Source organism: Rhodococcus coprophilus NBRC 100603 (genome assembly GCF_001895045.1).
Lineage (GTDB): Bacteria > Actinomycetota > Actinomycetes > Mycobacteriales > Mycobacteriaceae > Rhodococcus > Rhodococcus coprophilus.
The window spans coordinates 236,632-252,381 of sequence record NZ_BDAM01000008.1; the positions used below are offsets into that span (position 1 = coordinate 236,632).

Below are 15,750 nucleotides of genomic sequence, written 5' to 3' on the forward strand. Positions count from 1 at the left end.
CTTCACTCTTCCTCTGGGACGTGCGGGTTGCGCGATGTGACGGACAGGACTCCGCGAGTCACGCCGTCGATCATTGTGTCGGTCAGTTCGTTCACGCTGTCGAGCAGGTTCTGGGCTTCGCGGCGTCGCGCGTCGAGTTCCCTCAGGGCTTCGCGGATTGCATCGACGCGAGCCGGGGCGATCGCCGGGACGGTCCAATCCTTCCATCGCCGTCCGGAGCGAATCGCACCCGATGGCTTCTCCACCTCCGCGAGTTGCTTCAGGTGCCGGGCGATCACTTCGGGTATGAGACCGTCGGCATCCGCGTTGCGAACCCGCAGCACCCGGGCCGGAGCGAGGACGAGGGAACCGCCGTCGCTGTCGACGGCGATTCCGAACCGCGGCGACGTGCAGAAAACGATGTCGCCAGGCTTCGTGCGTCGGCTGCCCGAGTATCTCTCGGCATGCACCAGTCGGTCGATCCCTCGGTCGCCGATTACTCTCTCCCCCAGCAATTCTGCGGGCCCTATCACCCGCACCTGTCCGCCGGTTTCGATATCGTCCGGGTCGACCCGAGTACCGGGAAGCAGCGCGAGCTTCCGCTGCGAGACGAGTTCGCCCGCGGTGGGCAGGACGGGCGCTTCCGAACGGTGGTGGGCGACCGCCACACGAAGGTCACCCCTGAGACTCTGTGCGTGGCGGTTCGCATCGTCGACCAGCGACGTCACCCGGCTTGCGACGTCGACTCCGCGCCCGGCGGGTCGCGCGGATCTGGTTGCGACGAGCCCTCGGGCGGTGTCGGCCAGCAGATCCGCGGTCCGGTGGACCGCTCCGAAGTGAAATGCGTGCGCGCGAACCGAATCCGCTGTGCCCATCGATGCGACGACATCGGACACGACACCGTCGATCGCAGCGTTGTCGAGAGCCCGATGGCTGATGTCGGCGAGCACCGTCCAGCGGTCCGTGGGTGCGATGCGCACGTCGGCCGCGCCCAGCACCCATAAGGCCATCGACGTTCCGGGCTTCGTCACGAGCAGGCCCTCCGGAAGCCGGATCGCCGCGCAGAGGCGGCCGGACTGCACAATCCCAGACCGGATCGACAGCGTGTGGCGGTCGGGCAGCGGATCGACGAGGACCGCTGCCGGCGCGATCACCACGGCGTAATGCTCGCCGCTCATCTGCACGGTGATGTTGTCGATCTCGGTGAGCACCTCGGCCGGCGAGGCCCCCAGCGTTGACGGCGACGGGTACTGGGTGAGGAACAGAGCGAGCCGATCGATCGAGAAATCTGCGTCGAACCCTTCGGCGGGTGCCGGGTGGCGTCGCCACCGATGCACCGCGAGACGACGACGCGCGAGCCTCGCAGACGGGGTGTCGGCTCGTCCGGTGATCGCGATCGGCTCGGTGTCTTCGGACAGTTCCTTCCGCAGGGCGACGAACAGATCGCTGCCGTCGACCGACGGGTCGACGAAGAACGCGCGGTCGTCGCACACCAGCGCCGTCGCCACCCGGGTGCACAACTCGATGGCACCGCCGGCGAGCGTCGAAGCAGCCAACTCCCGCATCGGAATCCGAAAACGCTGCGCCATCAAGGCTTCGAAGGCCCGCTCGGTGGTGTACGCAGCGTCGGCCATGCGGTCGGCGTGCCGGGCATAGGTGACGAGATACCCGCCGAGGGCCTCGAGTTCGCGATACAGATACGCGTCGTCGGGATCGACGTCGTCGGCCTCGTCGAGAATGTCGTCGTGGTCGAGATCGGTCAGCGGGATTCCGAGCTGCGATTTGAGGCACAGTAGCGCCGTGAGGCCCGTGAGCGCTGCGTCAGGGCCGGCGCCGGTGGGATGGTCGAGCGCGGCATGGATCGCCACGTCTTCGGCGAGGGTGTCGCTGTTGCCGAGCTTTCGCTCTCGAAGCCAGCCGACCACGTCGTCGGCAGCAAACTTCTCCTGTTGGGCGTCGATGCGGACGGGTTCCGGAAAGGGCCGGTCGGTGCCGGCGTAGCGGCTACGCCACACGGAGACGACCGGTCTTTTCACTCCCGCGAGCGATGCGATATCGCTCTTGGTGAGGAGGAGGGCCGGTTCGTCGGTCACGTTGCAGGCCCTTCCAGTAGTTGCGGCAGCACTCCGCCGAGTTCGTTCCAAGAATCTATCGGTGCGATCGGACACGAACATTACGCATTGCGATAACCCCCATTATCGGGGTATTGCTCGCCCTCCTCCGCTGGTCCCGCGCACGATGACGGCAGCCGATCACGAGGAGGAACACCACATGCTCGCCGCCATCCACATCCGCCAGATCCACGCCGGTCCCAAGCCGATGACCTGTGCTGCACTCGCCACCGACACCGATTCGGCACTGTTCCTCCGGGAGGGCCACGACCAGACCGACCGGAGTCTGGCCGGCCTCGAAGCCTTCGCCGCCCTGTACGAGCAGGCGAAGTGTTCTCCGGTTCGGCTCCATATCTCGGATGCCGGTCTCCGCAGCACCCTCGAAGCGGTATCGGACTCCTTCCCCGCCGTCGACTTCGTCGCCACCCCGTTCGGCCCGCTCGGCACTCTTCTGCGCCGGGCGTCCGACACCATCGGCGCACACGTCGTCACCCTCGCCGCCGAAGAAGAGGCGCGGCGTGACACCGAACGCGCCCAGCTTCCGCCCCTGGCTGTTGCCACCGATGCCTCCAAGGCCAGGAGATTTCGGGGAACCGGTCTCGGCTGCGTTTCCGAGAAGGGCGTCCACCGGATGCTCATGGCGCCCGACGCGCGCTCGATCCTGGAGGGCGAACTGCTCGCCATCGAGATGGCCACGACAAAGTTCCCCGACCGCGACCTGCACATCCTCACCGACAGCCGCCTCGCGATCGCTTGCCTCGCAGGCACATACAAGGGACGGCCCGCTGTTTCCGGGGTAGTCGACCGCATCCACCGCTCGATTCAGGGTCGATCGGTGCGATTCGACTGGGTGCGCGGTCACGACGGACACCCGCTCAACGAAGCCGCACACCGGCTCGCGGTAGCGGCACGGCGTTGCTACGACGCGAAGGTTTCGCCCGCAGTGGCAGCAGAGATCGCGAGAAACATCGTTGCGTCGCTCGACGAATCGCGCACGCTATCAGCATGAGCACGCCCGAACCGACCCCCGGTCGGTCCACGAATTCGAAAGGATCTCCCATGAATGCACCTGCAGGCTGGCACCCTGACCCTCAGAACCCCAGCATCGAACGTTGGTGGGACGGTCAGCAGTGGGCCGAGCAGACTCGACCTGCCCCCACGCTCCGGGCGTCTGCCGGCGACCGACGGTACACAGCCAATCTGATCGCTGCGCTCGTCGCGAGCCTCGGCATCATCATCGGCAGCCTCGGCCCGTGGGCGAGCTTCTTCGCGTTCACCAAGAACGGAGTGGAAGGCGACGGCGTCATCACGCTGGTTCTGGGTGTGATCGCTGCGGTTGCGTTGTTCGTGCGGCTCTCCCGAGGTTTGGGTGGATGGGCAGCACTTCGATGGGGTGTCCCCGTCATCGGGGTCGTCTGTGTGGCGATCTCCGTCTACGACCTGTTCGACGTCACCTCGATCACCGCCGAGTTCTTCGGAGAGCCCGTCGGCGTCCAGGTCGGGTGGGGATTGTGGCTGCTGCTGATTTCCTCTGCGGTGCTGTGCCTGACTTCCTCCAGCGTCGTGAAGCGCCCACGGAAGCCGTGATCGGGTTTTCCCACCATTGGTAACTCGCAGACGCGGAGACGCGGACTGCCCCACGCGACTCATGACGTTCGTCATCGAGCAAGGCCTTTGCCCCCCGCGCGATCGCCGCCGGAGAGAACTACCGCGTGGACGCCGACGAACTCCACCGGATCGCGATCAACTGAACGAGTAGGGCGGCGAAGCGTCACTTCGCTGACTGAGGAGGGTCCGATACACGAACGACCCCCGAGTCGTCTCGGCGAGCCGGTGAGAGCCGGAACTCGGCGAGCCCGGTGGGACTATCCGGGGACTCGGGGGTCGGGTGACTACCTGGTATTCGCCGGCCGCTCGCGGTCGGAGAATGCTGTGGTCGACGAGCGGCTAGCGGGTAGCCACCTCACATGTCCGAAGATAACTCAATTTCAGACCACCTCCTTCCTCGTGTACCAGCGAAGGTACGCCCGGCATCGGCGGTCGGCAACGTATTTTTCTCGACGTGCACCACGGCGTCCGCTGCGGTGTCCGGAGGCAGCTGATGCGTCACCACCACGACGGTGCGTGCCGGGTCGACGAGTCCGGCGTTGCGGTCCAGAAGGCGGCGTTGCAACTGCGCTCCGTCGTCCGCGTCGAGATGTTCGGCCGGTTCGTCGAGCAGCAGTATCTGCGCAGGTGAGAGCAGCGCACGCGCAAGCAGGAGTCGTCGGCGCTGGCCTCCGGAGAGTGCTCGCGCGCCCGAATCGAGCACGGTGTGGACGCCGTCCGGCAACGCTGCGATCCAGGGGCCGAGCCCCACTGCGTCGAGCATCGCGGACGCCTCCGCCTCGTCGATGTCGCCGCGCGCCACACGCAGGTTCTCGAGCACGGACGTGCCGAAGATGTGCGCGTCCTCGGCGAAGAACCCCACACGACGGCGCAGCGCTTCGGGATCGAGTTCGGCGAGCGGCACTCCGTCGAGCGTCACGCTTCCGGAGACCGGAGTGAGCAACCCTGCCAGGGTCATGAGGGTGGTGGTCTTGCCGCTGCCGCTCGCCCCGACCAGGGCCACGCGGGCACCGGGGGGCAGGTCGAGGCTCACGGGACTGGTAGCAGCGCCGCCTGGCCATCCGCTGCGCACAGCGTCCGCGCGCAGCCGGCCGGGGCCGTCGACAACCTTGTCGCCCCGCGGGACTGGCCGGTCGGCCCGGTCGAGCAGGTCGTCGATTCGCCGAGCCGCGATCCGCGCCCGCACGAGGGTCTGCGCGGCCGCGGGCAGCACCGAGGTCGCTTCGAACGCCGCGAGCGGAAGCAGCACGAGCACCCCGAGCGTGGTGGGGCTCATCGCGTCCGGACCGGAACCGAACACGGTGATGCCGATGAGCAGTGCCCCGAGGACACTCGCTCCGACCGCGAGCGGCGCGGCGGCGTCGGCGAACGCCGAGGGCACGGCGGATCGGTCGATCGCGCGCACTGCGGCGACACCCGACGAACGCGCGCGGCGCGTGGCACGGTCGAGTTGCCCGGACACCCGCAGTTCCGCGGCGTGATCGAGAACGGTGACCGCGTCGTGGGTGAAGCGGTTGCGCGCGGCATCGCTGTCCGTCTCCGCCTGCGTGGCGGCACGAGCAGACAGCCACGGAGCGAGCACCCCCGCGACGAGCAATGCGACGGCGAGCACGACCCCTGCGGCCGGGACGATCACCGCGAGGGTGACGACGGCGGCGAGAGAGAGCACGACCGCGACGGCGATCGGGACCAGCGCCCGCACCACGACGTCACCGAGCGCATCGACGTCTGCTCCGGTGCGGGCGAGCAGATCTCCACGTCGCAGTCCCGCCGACGCCGCGGGGTCTCCGTCGGCGAGACGCTGATACAGCCGCGCACGTGCGGATGTCATTCCCCGCAAGGCGGTTTCGTGTGTCGCGAGGCGTTCGAGGTACCGGAAGAGTCCGCGTGCGACGCCCAGTGCACGCACCGCGACGACCGCGACCGTCAGATCGAGCACCGGGGGCATCTCCCACGCCCTGATGATCAGCCACGCCGACAGTCCGGACAGCAGAAGTGCACTGCCGAGCGTCGCGACGCCCGCCAGAATCGCCCGGGCCACCCGGCGCGGTTCGAGTTCGAGAAGGGTCATTGCCCGGCGCAGGTCGGACGTAGCACTCATGACGCCACTTCCCGGTGAACCTCGACGATGCGGTCGGCGATGGCGAGCAGACTCGGCCGGTGAGCCACGACGACCACCGTGCGACCTTCGCGGGCGCGTGCGCGCAGGCCGTCGAGCACCGTCGCCTCGGTCTCCGGGTCGAGGTGCGCGGTGGGCTCGTCGAGCAACAACACCGGGCGGGGCGACGCGAGCGTGCGGGTCAGGGCGAGTCGTTGCCGCTGTCCCAGCGACAATCCGGTTCCGCCGGCGCCGACCACGGTGTCCCACCGGTTCGGCAACTCCGCCAGAACTGTGTCGAATCCTGTTGCTGCGCACACTCTGTCGAGCGCAGGAGATTCGGGGTCGACGCCAGTCAACCGAAGATTGTCCGCGAGCGGGCCCGGCAGCAGCACCGGGTGCTGCGGGAGCCAGGCCACCTCACCCCACCACGACTCGTCGCCCGTGACAGGGCGTCCGTCCACGGTGATGGTTCCTTCGGAGAGATCGGTCAGCCCGAGAAGGGCGAGCAAGGCGGTGGATTTCCCGGAGCCGTTCTCACCGGTCAGGACGGTGATCTCACCGGGTCGGCACACCGCGTCGAGTCGGTGCGGAGCGCAGCCGTCGCGACCGGCGACGCCCACTCCCCGGAAGACGATTTCGTGCCCGCCTGCGACGGGTTCGTCACGTCGTTCGTCCGGATTCGTTGCCGACGACGCGTGTTCGGTGACGGTTCGCCGCTGAGGGGCGACGGCCAGGATCGCGAATGCTCGTTCCGCTGCGGCGGTGCCGTTCTCCGCGGCGTGGAACTTGGCTCCGACGGTGCGGAGCGGGAAATATGCCTCCGGCGCGAGGATCAGAGCGATGATGCCGGCTTCCAGCGGCATTCCGCCGTAGACCAGTCGCATGCCGATCGTCACCGCGACGAGAGCCACCGAGAGCGTTGCAAGAAATTCCAGCACCGTGCCGGACAGGAACGCCACGCGCAGCGCCGACATGGTGGTGCGCCGGTGATCCTCCCCGAGTTCGCGCACCCGTTCGGCGGGACCTTGCTCGCGGCCGAGCGCGCGCAAGGTGGGCAGTCCGGCGACCAGGTCGAGCAACTGGGACGAGAGGGTGGTCATCGCGTCGAGCGTGCGGTCGGCTTTGCCCTTGGTGAGCAGTCCGATGAGGATCATGAAGATCGGGATCAGCGGCAGGGTGACGACGATGATGATCGCCGACGTGAGGTCGTGCAGGGCGATGACGACGATCGTGACCGGTGTGAGCACGACGGCGAGCACCAGCGCCGGCAGGTAGCCGGTGAGGTAGTCGCGCAGGCCGTCGAGGCCCCGGGTCAGGACCGTGGCGATCTCGTCGCGGCGCGGATCGAGTTCACGGGGCGGCAGCGTGGCGGCCGCGTCGAGAACTTCGCTTTCGAGTTCGGCGATGACCCGGCTCGCCGAACGGTGCGCGTACCGGGAGTGCAGCCAGGTGGCGACCGCACGAACGGCCACGGCCCCGGCGAGGACGGTGAGTTCGGTGCGCCAGTCGCCTAGGTTGCGAGCGTCGGTGGTGATGACCCCTGCCAGCACGGTGCCGATCATCAGTGCGCTGACGACCACCATCACGACGTCGACCAGCGACGTCAGAACCGTGAGGACGAGGTATCCGCGTGCCGATGCCGAGTAGCGCCACAGCCGGGGGTCGATCGGTCCCCGCCGGCGCTTCTCGGCGCCGGCGGGGACGGTGACAGCGGCAGCCGTCACTTCGTGCCTATCTTCAATCCGATGGACGGCGGGATGTGCGACGTCGAGATCCGCTGGCGGAACACCCAGTACGTCCACCCCTGGTAGAGCAGGACCACAGGCGTGACCGCCACGGCAGCCCACGTCATGATCTTCAGCGTGTAGGCGCTCGACGATGCGTTCTCGATGGTGAGCGACCACGCCGGATCGAGCGTGGACGGCATGACGTTCGGGAACAACACGGAGAACAGCAGCGCGATCGTCGCCGCGATGGCCACGGTGGTGAACACGAAAGCCCAGCCCTCGCGCTCGGCGGCGGCCAGCGCGACAACCGCGAGCAGTGCGGCCGCAGCGACTGCGACGAGGATCAGCGTCCACGTCTTGCCGTAGGCGAGCTGGGTCCACACCACGAACGCCCCCGCGACCAGAACGGTCGGGATGGACAGCCGGCGCGACAGCTTCACCGCGTCGGTGCGGATGTCACCGGAGGTCTTCAGCGCGATGAACACCGCGCCGTGCAACGCGAACACCAGGGCCGTGGTGGCACCGCCCAGGAGCGCGTACGGGTTGAGGAGCGCGAAGAAGCCGCCCACGTACTGCTTGTCGGCGTCGATCGCCACGCCGCGCACGATGTTCGCGAACGCCACGCCCCACAGCACCGCCGGCACCCAGGAGCCGAAGATGATGCCCCAGTCGCAGCGGCGACGCCATACCGGATCGTCGATCTTGCCGCGCCACTCGATCGCGCAGACGCGCACGATCAGCGCCAGCAGGATCAGCAGCAACGGAAGGTAGAACCCGGAGAACAGGGTTGCGTACCACTCGGGGAACGCGGCGAACAAGGCACCGCCGGCGGTGATGAGCCACACTTCGTTGCCGTCCCACACCGGCCCGATGGTGTTGAGCAGCACACGCCGACGGGTGTCCGCGCTCTCGGTCTTACCGCGGCCGAGCACAGGGAAATGCATACCGACACCGAAGTCGAAGCCTTCGAGGATGAAGTATCCCGTGAACAGAACCGCGATCAGGATGAACCAGACTTCTTGGAGTCCCATCAGAGATCTCTCCTAGTACGCGAAGGACAACTGCTTCGGCTGTGTGTCGTCGTCGGATCCGTCGTCGGAACCGGGTGGTTGCGCGTCGTGCGGCTGCGGGCCTTCCTTCGCGTACTTACGGATCAGCCAGAACCAGACGACACCGAGTGCCGCATAGACGGCGGTGAATGCGATCAGCGACGCCAGGACGGTAGCGGGGGCATGGTCGGAGACACCCTGTTCGACGGTGAGCCGGATCATGTCCACTCCCGTGGGGTTCGGGTGCACGACCCAGGGCTGACGCCCCATCTCGGTGAAGATCCAGCCCGCACTGTTCGCCAGGAACGGGGTGGGAATCGCGACGAGCGACAGCACCGAGAACCACTTCTGGTCGGGCACGCGGCCGCGTCTCGTCACCCACAATCCCGCGAGTGCGAGTGCGGCGGAGCCGGCGGCGAGGCCGATCATCGCGCGGAAGGACCAGTAGGTGACGAACAGGTTGGGGGTGTAGTTGCCCGGGCCGAACTGTTCCTCGTACTGCGCCTGGAGGTCTTCGACACCCTGCAGCGTCACGCCCGAGAATTCGCCCTGGGCGAGGTACGGCAGCACGTAGGGCACCTCGAGCACGTGGACGACGCCGTCACAGTTGTTGTGCGTGCCGAGCGTCAGAATCGAGAAGTTCGGGTCAGTTTCGGTGTTGCACAACGACTCTGCCGAGGCCATCTTCATCGGCTGCTGCTCGAACATCAGCTTTGCCTGGATGTCTCCGGTGACGAACAGGGCGACACCCGAGATGAGCATCACCACCAGGCCGAGACGCGTCACCGGGCGGAACAGTCCCCGGGCGTCGTTCTCGAGTCGCTGGGCTTCCTCCGGCTCGGACGACCTGATCTGCTTGGCACGTCGCATGTTTCGTACCATCCACCAACCGCCGATGCCGGCGATGAATGTGGCGGCAGTGAGGAACCCACCGGCCACGGCGTGCGGATATGCCGCCAGCGCGGTGTTGTTGGTGAGCAGTTCCCAGATACTCGTCAGCTCGGCGCGCCCGGTTTCCGGGTTGTAGGTCGCGCCGACCGGATGCTGCATGAACGAGTTGGCAACGATGATGAAGTACGCGGAGGCGTTCACACCGATGGCGACGAGCCAGATGGTCGCCAGGTGGACGAGTTTGGGCAGGCGCGACCAGCCGAAGATCCACAGTCCGAGGAAGGTGGATTCCAGGAAGAAGGCCACCAGGCCCTCGAGGGCGAGTGGTGCCCCGAAGACGTCACCGACGAACCGAGAGTATTCGCTCCAGTTCATGCCGAACTGGAACTCCTGCACGATGCCGGTGGCGACGCCGAGCGCGAAGTTGATCAGGAACATTTTCCCGAAGAACTTGGTGAGCCGGTACCAGTGATCCTTCTTGGTCACCACCCACATCGTCTGCATGATCGCGACCAGCGGCGCGAGACCGATGGTGAGCGGGACGAGGATGAAGTGATACACCGTCGTGATCCCGAACTGCCACCGGGACAGATCCAAGACATCCATTGCCACTCCGAGGTAAGGCCCGAATACGAGGAAGTCCGGATGCAGGGCGCGGGTCGCTCCTATTCCCGGACACATGGCCGCGCAGAAAGCACCACTCGGCCCTGTTACTACGAAATGTAGTAAAGGTTTCGGGGTCCGGCCAGCGGCCGTGTCGTCGGACACACAAGATCCATCTCACACTACGCCGCGAAGGTGGTTCTCTCCACGAAAAATTGGTGCAATTGTGCCTTTCGGCGCAGGTAGAAGGGCCTTTCTGCCTTCACTCAGGGCGCGGCGTCCACGGCCTTGTCGACCAATTCCTCAACCGTGCCGACGAGTGAACCCACCGACAGCGGGTGCCCGTCGAGCGTGTGCACCCGGGCGGCGCGCGCCACACTCGAAACAAGCCACACTCCGTCCGCCACGATCAGGTCGGCGGGACGCAACGGCTCGTAGCGCACGGAGAAGTCGTAGTCTCCCGCGAGGTCGAACAGCGCCCGCTGCGTGGTGCCCGGCAGGACACCCATCTCGGGGGGCGGAGTGAGAAGGGTGCGTCCCCGTGCGATCACGACCGTCGACCGGGGACCTTCGAGCACGTACCTCTCACTGCTCGTATAGATCACATCGTCGACGCCCAGCGCCTCCGCGTGACGCAAAGCCGCCATGTTCGTCGCATAGGACAAGGTCTTGGCCCCGACTAGCTGCCACGGGGCGGTCCGCGCGATGTCGACGGAGAATCCGCGTTCGAGTGTCACCACCGACACGCCCTCGCGGCGAGTCCGCTGCACCCGCTCGGGGACTTCGGTCACCAAGAGGAACGCCGTCGGCGAGCCGGCCCCTTCACGACCGCGCGTGTAGATGAGCCGGAGGATCCCCTCCCGGTCGCTGCCCCACTCCTCCGCAGCGAGGTCGACTGCTGCGCGCCACTCCTCGGGGTCGGGTTCGGGGAGGTCGAGGGCATCTGCGGACGCGGCCAGCCGGGCAAGGTGCAGTTCGACCGCGCATGCGCGTCCCCCGCGCACGAGCAGCGTCTCGAACACCCCGTCGCCCCGCAGGACTCCGATGTCGTCTGCGTGGACCAGAGGCGCATCGGGGTCCCGCGCCTCACCGTCCAGCGTCATCAGCACCCGGTCAGCCATGGTCTTACCCTAGCGAGTGGCGATCCCCCGGCGACTTCCCCATAGACTGGGAGCGTGACCGAGATTCCGATCGTGTCAAAGAGCCGTCTCCTCACCGTTCCCGATGCTGTCGCGTCACCCCCCGGTTCCCCCGACGAAGGCGTCGCCTGGCATTACGGCGATCCACTGGGTGAACAGCGCGCCGCACTCACCGGCGCTGCGATCGTCGACCGGTCCGACCGATTCGTCATCGCCGTCTCCGGTCCGGAACGGTTGTCGTGGCTGCACACCATTTCGAGCCAGCATGTCGCAGCGCTCCCACCCGGCAGCTCGGCCGAGAACCTCAGCCTCGACGTGAACGGCCGCGTCGAACACCACTTCGTGCTCACCGACCTGGACGACGTCACCTGGATCGACACCGAACCGGACCGCGGACCCGATCTCCTCGGGTTCCTGACCAAGATGGTGTTCTGGGCCAAGGCCGAACCGCGAGCCGGAAACGAACTGGCCGTCCTCTCACTCCTGGGGCCCGACGCAGGGAGCCCGGCGATACTCGGAGCGCTCGGCATCGACGCGCTGCCCGCGACGCCCTACGCCGCGGCCGCCTTGCCGGGCGGCGGGTTCGTCCGGCGCATGCCGTGGCCGACCGACGACTCCTACGACCTGCTGGTGCCTCGTGATCGCCTCGTCGAGATCTTCACCGCGCTCCAGTCCGCCGGCGCGCGCCCGGCGGGAACGTGGGCCTTCGAGGCGCTCCGCGTGGTCGCCCTGAGTCCCCGCATCGGCATCGACACCGACGACCGCACCATCCCGCACGAGGTGCGCTGGATCGGCGGGCCCGACGAGCACGGCGCCGTCCATCTCGACAAGGGCTGCTACCGCGGCCAGGAGACCGTGGCGCGCGTCCACAATCTCGGCAAGCCGCCGCGCCACCTCGTGCTGCTGCACCTCGACGGATCGGCGGACGGCCGGCCCGAGACCGGCGATGCCGTTACCGCCGAGGGCAGGACGGTCGGACGGATCGGCACCATCGTCGATCACTTCGAACTCGGCCCGATCGCGCTCGCCCTCGTCAAGCGCACGATCACGCCGGAGACACCGCTCGTCGCAGGCCCGTGCGCGGCGGCGATCGATCCCGACTCGATACCCGCAGACGACGCCGTGCAGGCCGGAAGGCAGGCCGTCGAGCGACTGCGCGGCCGGTGACCACCGGCCGAGTCGACGCCGTGTGTGTCGTCCATGCCCTCCGCGACACCGGGTTGCGACGCGTTCCGCTCACCGGCATCGACAAGCGTCCCGTCGGCGGTGCGGTCCACGTCGGCGAATCCGGCCTGGCCGGTGACCGCCAGTGCGACACCGCCTACCACGGCGGCCGGTACAAAGCGGTCTACGCGTACGGCGAAGACGAGGCGCTGCGCTGGGCGGCCGAACTCGGCCGGGACCTTCCCGTCGGGTGGTTCGGCGAGAACCTCCGGGTGAGCGGCCTGTCGCCCACCGACGCCGTCATCGGTGAGCGGTGGCGGGTCGGCGACGACGGACTGCTGCTCGAGGTGACCGGGCCGCGCACGCCCTGCCGCACGTTCCGCAACTGGTCCGGCGAACCGAACTGGGGGGCGCGGTTCACCGAGCGCGCGGACACCGGCGCATATCTGAAGGTCGTCACCGAAGGATCGGTGCGGGCATCCGACACGATCACCGTCGAATCCGTCCCCGGGCACGGCGTGACGGTCCGGGACCTGTTCACCGGGCGGGACCCGGAGCGACTCGCCACGATGCTCGAGCAGCAGGAAGATCTTCCGCCGAAAGTGGCGGAGAAGGCACGCCGGCGGATCGCCGGCCGGAAGGCGGAACAGCAGTGAGCGTGGAACTGGTCGAGGTCGTGCGCTCCGGATTCCGGGAGTGCGTCCACCGCGGGTCGTTGATCGTGCTCGACCCGCGTGGCGAGGTGGTGATCTCCCTCGGAGAGGTGCACACCCCGATCTACCCGCGCTCGTCGAACAAGCCGCTGCAGGCTGTCGCGATGCTGCGGGCGGGTTTCTTGCCGCGCACCTCAGCGGAACTGGCAATCGCCACGGCGTCGCACGAGGGTCAGGCCGACCACATCGAACTGGTCGAGGACCTGCTCACCGAGCACGGGTTCGACGAGCAGGCGCTGCAGTGCCCCGCGGATCTGCCCGGCAACGAACTCGCCCGCGCCGAGGTGCTCGCCGCCGGACGCGCGCCCCGCGCCGCATACATGAACTGCTCCGGAAAGCACGCGGCGATGCTGGCCGTGTGCGCCGCCCGGGGCTGGGACACCGAGACGTATCTCGACCCCGGCCACCCGCTGCAGGAAGGTGTCGTCGAGACCATCGCCGATCTGACCGGGGACATCGAGGAGACGGATCTGGGCATCGACGGGTGCGGTCTTCCGATCGTCCCGGTGCCGCTGATCAATCTGGCCCGCGCCTACGCGCGTCTCGCGATCGCGGAACCCGGCACCCCCGAACGCGCCGTGGCCGACGCGATCCGCGAGCATCCCTTCCTCATCTCGGGCACCGGGAAGGACGATCTGCGTCTGATGCGTGCTGTGCCCGGTCTGTTCTGCAAGGCGGGCGCCGACGGCGTCCACGCCGGTGCACTCCCGGACGGAACCGCTTTCGCTTTCAAGATCGACGACGGGCACGAGCGTGCACGACTGCCGCTCTCCGCAGCCCTCCTGCACCGGCTCGGCGCGGGCGACGCGGAGGTCCTCGCGACCCTCGCTTCGCAGCCAGTTTCGGGTGGAGGAGCGCGCGTCGGCACAGTTCGGGCCGTCCCGGGGGTGTTCTGAAGGGCACATTCGACGACGTTCGATCCTCATTGCTGCAGGTCGGGTCCGTTTGAGACGTAAAGGACACCGGCCCGGACAGGTGCGTGGAAGCGCAACCGACTTTTCCACGCTAAAGTGGGCCACAGGAAAATACTCAACTCACCGGGGCCGCCAAATTTCCCCAGGCCGCCCCGTCAAAGCGCGAGGGGGTTAGTCATGGGCCGCGGCCGGGCTAAGGCAAAGCAGACCAAGGTTGCACGGCAACTCAAGTACAGCTCGCCGTCCACCGACTTCGAGAACCTCCAACGAGAGTTGTCTGGTGGTGTAACCAACTCGCAGCGTGACGAGGTCTTTGCAGACCAGCGTTCCGGTTGGGACGACGATTACGACGACGATTTTCGTCGTTGACTCACCTTTCTCTCTGACGGAGGGGGCAGCCGAGAATTCGGCACCCCCTCCGTCAGTGGTGTAGTCGGCTTTTCATCGAGTGGGCCTCGGCGGTGGTGACACCGCGGCGGTCCACCCATTTTTCGACCCTCCCCGCCCACTCTGTCGCTCGGATCGATCGGGGCGGGAACTGTAGCCGTAGAACATATTTCACACAGACACGTCCGGTCCCCCACCCCGCAGGGTGAGGGACCGGACGTGTGTCTGTCGAGCCTCAGAAGCGCGGGTGGTCGCCGGCCAGGATCGCGCGATCGTCGGTGCCGTCCTGTGCCCGGCGGACCGTGCCGAGGGTCCAGCAATCGATGTGGCGGGCGGTCAGCACCGCGAGGGCCCGATCGACGTCCTCGGGAGCCACGATCGCCACCATGCCCACGCCCATGTTGAACGTCTTTTCCATCTCCGCGCGCTCCACGCGACCGCGCTGCGCGATGAGACCGAAGACCGGTGCCGGGCTCCACGTCGTGCGGTCGAGTTCGGCGACGAGACCCTTCGGCATCACACGCGCGAGGTTGGCGGCGAGACCGCCACCCGTGACGTGGCAGAACGTGCGCACCTCGGTCTCGGCAGCGAGCGCGAGGCAGTCCTTGGCGTAGATGCGGGTCGGCTCGAGCAGTTCCTCACCGAGCGTGCGGCCGAACTCGTCGACATGCGCGGTCAGGCTCATCTTGCCGATCTCGAGCAGCACCTTGCGGGCGAGCGAGTACCCGTTGGAATGCAGGCCCGAGGCGCCCATGGCGATGACGACGTCACCGGGACGGACCCGTTCGGGTCCGAGCAGCTTGTCGGCCTCGACGACACCCACGCCGGTCGCTGAGATGTCGTAGTCGCCGTCGGCCATCACACCGGGGTGCTCCGCGGTCTCGCCGCCGAGCAGCGCGCAACCGGCCTGGACGCACCCTTCGGCGATGCCCGCGACGATCTCGGCGACCCGCTCCGGGACGACGCGTCCCACGGCGATGTAATCCTGCAGGAACAACGGTTCCGCGCCGCACACCACGAGGTCGTCGACGACCATCGCGACAAGGTCGAGCCCGACCGTGTCGTGCTTGTCGAGCGCCTGCGCCACGGCAAGTTTGGTGCCCACGCCGTCGGTGGACGCGGCGAGCAGCGGCTCCTTGTAATCGCGCTTGAGCGCGAACAGGCCGGCGAACCCACCCAGACCGCCGAGCACCTCCGGGCGCGTGGCCCTTTTCGCGTGCGGCGCGAACAGTTCGATGGCACGGTCACCGGCCTCGATGTCCACGCCCGCCGCGGCGTAGGAAGCTCCGGGGGTTGTCTCCTCGGTCATGGGATGTCGGCTCCAGCCTCGAGTTGTCGATCTACTGATTTGAAGGTGGCCGGTA

13 protein-coding genes are annotated in these 15,750 nt (G+C 67.5%); 6 read left to right on the forward strand and 7 right to left on the reverse strand.

From position 1 onward, the window contains the following. Window positions 1-2: 2 nt before the first annotated feature. Window positions 3-2,072: a hypothetical protein gene (locus RDCOP1_RS15110; protein ID WP_072701926.1), complete on the reverse strand. Its 2,070-nt coding sequence runs from the start codon at window positions 2,070-2,072 to the stop codon at window positions 3-5. 145 nt (window positions 2,073-2,217) lie between these two features. On the opposite strand from RDCOP1_RS15110, the gene RDCOP1_RS15115 reads away from it, so the two are divergent. Together RDCOP1_RS15115 and RDCOP1_RS15125 are read left to right on the forward strand one after the other, a co-directional pair. After that, window positions 2,218-3,099 carry a ribonuclease HI gene (locus tag RDCOP1_RS15115; protein WP_072701928.1) on the forward strand — a complete coding sequence of 294 codons (882 nt, stop codon included), beginning with the start codon at window positions 2,218-2,220 and terminating at the stop codon, window positions 3,097-3,099. Window positions 3,100-3,149: 50 nt separating this feature from the next. Continuing rightward, window positions 3,150-3,677, forward strand: a complete 528-nt coding sequence (locus RDCOP1_RS15125; protein WP_231923004.1) for a DUF2510 domain-containing protein — start codon at window positions 3,150-3,152, stop codon at window positions 3,675-3,677. A gap of 376 nt (window positions 3,678-4,053) precedes the next feature. Here the strand turns inward: RDCOP1_RS15125 and cydC are convergent, their stop codons facing one another. The 5 genes from cydC to RDCOP1_RS15150 form a co-directional block, all read right to left on the reverse strand. Beyond that, on the reverse strand, window positions 4,054-5,799 hold the full coding sequence (cydC, locus tag RDCOP1_RS15130) for a thiol reductant ABC exporter subunit CydC (protein ID WP_072701930.1): 1,746 nt from the start codon (window positions 5,797-5,799) through the stop codon (window positions 4,054-4,056). Then, entirely contained in the window at window positions 5,796-7,523 is a 1,728-nt protein-coding gene (gene cydD / locus RDCOP1_RS15135; protein WP_072701932.1) for a thiol reductant ABC exporter subunit CydD, read from the reverse strand. The genes cydC and cydD overlap by 4 nt, the downstream gene beginning before the upstream one ends. Further along, window positions 7,520-8,557: a cytochrome d ubiquinol oxidase subunit II gene (gene cydB / locus RDCOP1_RS15140; protein ID WP_072701934.1), complete on the reverse strand. Its 1,038-nt coding sequence runs from the start codon at window positions 8,555-8,557 to the stop codon at window positions 7,520-7,522. Before cydB ends, cydD begins: the two co-directional genes overlap by 4 nt. A 12-nt stretch (window positions 8,558-8,569) precedes the next feature. Further along, window positions 8,570-10,072: a cytochrome ubiquinol oxidase subunit I gene (locus RDCOP1_RS15145; RefSeq protein WP_072701936.1), complete on the reverse strand. Its 1,503-nt coding sequence runs from the start codon at window positions 10,070-10,072 to the stop codon at window positions 8,570-8,572. Between the two features lie 263 nt (window positions 10,073-10,335). After that, window positions 10,336-11,190, reverse strand: a complete 855-nt coding sequence (locus RDCOP1_RS15150) for an aminodeoxychorismate lyase (protein WP_072701938.1) — start codon at window positions 11,188-11,190, stop codon at window positions 10,336-10,338. A gap of 54 nt (window positions 11,191-11,244) precedes the next feature. Between RDCOP1_RS15150 and ygfZ the strand changes: the two genes are divergently transcribed. From ygfZ to RDCOP1_RS15170, 4 genes are all read left to right on the forward strand, one after another. Continuing rightward, on the forward strand, window positions 11,245-12,375 hold the full coding sequence (gene ygfZ / locus RDCOP1_RS15155) for a CAF17-like 4Fe-4S cluster assembly/insertion protein YgfZ (protein WP_072701939.1): 1,131 nt from the start codon (window positions 11,245-11,247) through the stop codon (window positions 12,373-12,375). Next, window positions 12,372-13,028, forward strand: coding sequence for an MOSC domain-containing protein (locus RDCOP1_RS15160; protein WP_072701941.1), 657 nt, complete (start codon window positions 12,372-12,374; stop codon window positions 13,026-13,028). The genes ygfZ and RDCOP1_RS15160 overlap by 4 nt, the downstream gene beginning before the upstream one ends. Further along, the gene (locus RDCOP1_RS15165; protein ID WP_072701944.1) at window positions 13,025-13,981 is read left to right on the forward strand and encodes an asparaginase; all 957 of its coding nucleotides are present in this window, start codon (window positions 13,025-13,027) and stop codon (window positions 13,979-13,981) included. Before RDCOP1_RS15160 ends, RDCOP1_RS15165 begins: the two co-directional genes overlap by 4 nt. A 195-nt stretch (window positions 13,982-14,176) precedes the next feature. Then, window positions 14,177-14,368: a DUF3073 domain-containing protein gene (locus tag RDCOP1_RS15170; protein ID WP_072701946.1), complete on the forward strand. Its 192-nt coding sequence runs from the start codon at window positions 14,177-14,179 to the stop codon at window positions 14,366-14,368. A 253-nt stretch (window positions 14,369-14,621) separates the two neighbouring features. Here the strand turns inward: RDCOP1_RS15170 and purM are convergent, their stop codons facing one another. After that, entirely contained in the window at window positions 14,622-15,695 is a 1,074-nt protein-coding gene (gene purM / locus RDCOP1_RS15175) for a phosphoribosylformylglycinamidine cyclo-ligase (RefSeq protein ID WP_072701948.1), read from the reverse strand. Window positions 15,696-15,750 lie beyond the last annotated feature (55 nt).

Coding starts and splice junctions, on each gene's coding strand:
- purM (WP_072701948.1), bottom strand. CDS start 15,695: ATGACCGAGGAGACAACCCCCGGAGCTTCCTACGCCGCGGCGGGCGTG.
- cydC (WP_072701930.1), bottom strand. CDS start 5,799: ATGAGTGCTACGTCCGACCTGCGCCGGGCAATGACCCTTCTCGAACTC.
- RDCOP1_RS15145 (WP_072701936.1), bottom strand. CDS start 10,072: ATGGATGTCTTGGATCTGTCCCGGTGGCAGTTCGGGATCACGACGGTG.
- RDCOP1_RS15170 (WP_072701946.1), top strand. CDS start 14,177: ATGGGCCGCGGCCGGGCTAAGGCAAAGCAGACCAAGGTTGCACGGCAA.
- RDCOP1_RS15125 (WP_231923004.1), top strand. CDS start 3,150: ATGAATGCACCTGCAGGCTGGCACCCTGACCCTCAGAACCCCAGCATC.
- RDCOP1_RS15115 (WP_072701928.1), top strand. CDS start 2,218: ATGACGGCAGCCGATCACGAGGAGGAACACCACATGCTCGCCGCCATC.
- cydB (WP_072701934.1), bottom strand. CDS start 8,557: ATGGGACTCCAAGAAGTCTGGTTCATCCTGATCGCGGTTCTGTTCACG.
- RDCOP1_RS15150 (WP_072701938.1), bottom strand. CDS start 11,190: ATGGCTGACCGGGTGCTGATGACGCTGGACGGTGAGGCGCGGGACCCC.